Annotated in this window: 3 protein-coding genes; 1 reads left to right on the top strand and 2 read right to left on the bottom strand. The window is 43.1% G+C overall.

From position 1 onward, the window contains the following. The coding region (locus tag A3729_RS32545; protein ID WP_231877379.1) for a dockerin type I domain-containing protein at positions 1–395 on the top strand (395 nt) is incomplete at its 5' end. Positions 396–483: 88 nt separating this feature from the next. On the opposite strand, the gene A3729_RS07690 is transcribed toward A3729_RS32545, so the two are convergent. Beyond that, positions 484–1,020 (bottom strand): GNAT family N-acetyltransferase, encoded by a 537-nt coding sequence (locus A3729_RS07690; RefSeq protein WP_068633554.1) that lies wholly within the window; start codon positions 1,018–1,020, stop codon positions 484–486. A 67-nt stretch (positions 1,021–1,087) separates the two neighbouring features. After that, positions 1,088–1,315: zinc ribbon domain-containing protein YjdM (locus A3729_RS07695; RefSeq protein ID WP_068633556.1), on the bottom strand; the 228-nt coding region annotated here is incomplete at its 5' end.

Genomic DNA, 1,315 nt, shown 5'->3' on the forward strand with positions numbered 1-1,315 from the left:
ATGGGCAGGCAGGTTCACTTGACCATGCTTTAGCGAGTGACAGCTTAAGCTCACAGGTAAGCGGAGTCACTGAGTGGCATATCAATACCGATGAGCCTCGTGTTCTTGATTACAACACTGAATATAAGAGTGATACTCAAGTAGCGGATCTGTATAGCGCTAGCCCGTACAGAGCTTCAGATCATGACCCTGTGATTGTTGAGCTAGCTTTGAAATCACCGTTAAAGGGTGATTTTGATGAGGATGGTGTTTTGGGCTTTGCCGACTTTTTAATCTTGATTGATCATTGGGGGTGTAGAGATCAAAGCTGCGCTCAATATGACTTAAATAAAGATGGAAAAGTCAACTTCCGAGACATTCGTAAGTGGCTTAAGTGGTACAGGAAGTCACGATAGTTTTCCTATTACCATTCAATTAAAAAAGGCAGCTCGAAAGCTGCCTTTTTTGAACTGTACACACTCTTAGCACAGCACATACTCGCGTTTACCAATACTCAGCTTTGGCCAAAGCCTTAACACTTCTGGAACGGCCATCTATTGCTTCGATCGAACAAGCTGTCAGTGACTGTGCCAGCCACCCTTCTGGCTGACTCAATTCAAACGGAGCCTTGACCACGTTCTCACTAATCGGCTCAAAGCCTACTTTAGAATAATAATTCGGGTCACCATAAGTAAAAACCAGTTCTACACCAAGAGATTGTAGAGACTCAATACCATAGTTAATTAAGGATTGACCTACCCCCTGCCCTTGACAGGTCGTAGCAACGGCAACTGGAGAAAGAATAAAAGCAAGCTTGTCATTTGGGAGAAAAAAGCGACTCAAGAAAATCGCGCCGACAAGCCTTTCATCTTTTGAGGCAACAAAACCAAGTAAATCTTCTTCGTTGGTGCTAGCAATCAAGTCGGCAACTAAGTCGCCAATTAACAAACCCTCTTCCTTTCCCTCAGCCCGAGAAAAGACATCACGAAACAGCCCAATCACTTCTTGTGACTGAGCAGGCGTAAACTCAGCTAAGTTCATAGTGCAAAGTCTCTAAGTGATAGAACGCGAGAATATCGATTCCCCCTATGAAGAGAACATATCAACACTAAGCTTTTTTAACGTATTTCGGTGTCACTTTAAGCGCACCGATTCCTGGGACCTTACAATCAATATTGTGATCATCAGAGCTTTCGATCAAGCGAATATTTTTGATCTTGGTACCGACTTTTACGACAGAAGAGGAGCCTTTGATCTTAAGGTCTTTAATAACGGTAACACTATCGCCATCAGCTAACACTGCGCCATTTGAATCTTTTACAATCAAACGATCTTC

Source organism: Oleiphilus sp. HI0043, from assembly GCF_001634935.1.

What these genes read in the sequence shown, in the direction of transcription:
- A3729_RS07690 (WP_068633554.1), bottom strand. Translation starts at nt 1,020, where the DNA reads ATGAACTTAGCTGAGTTTACGCCTGCTCAGTCACAAGAAGTGATTGGG.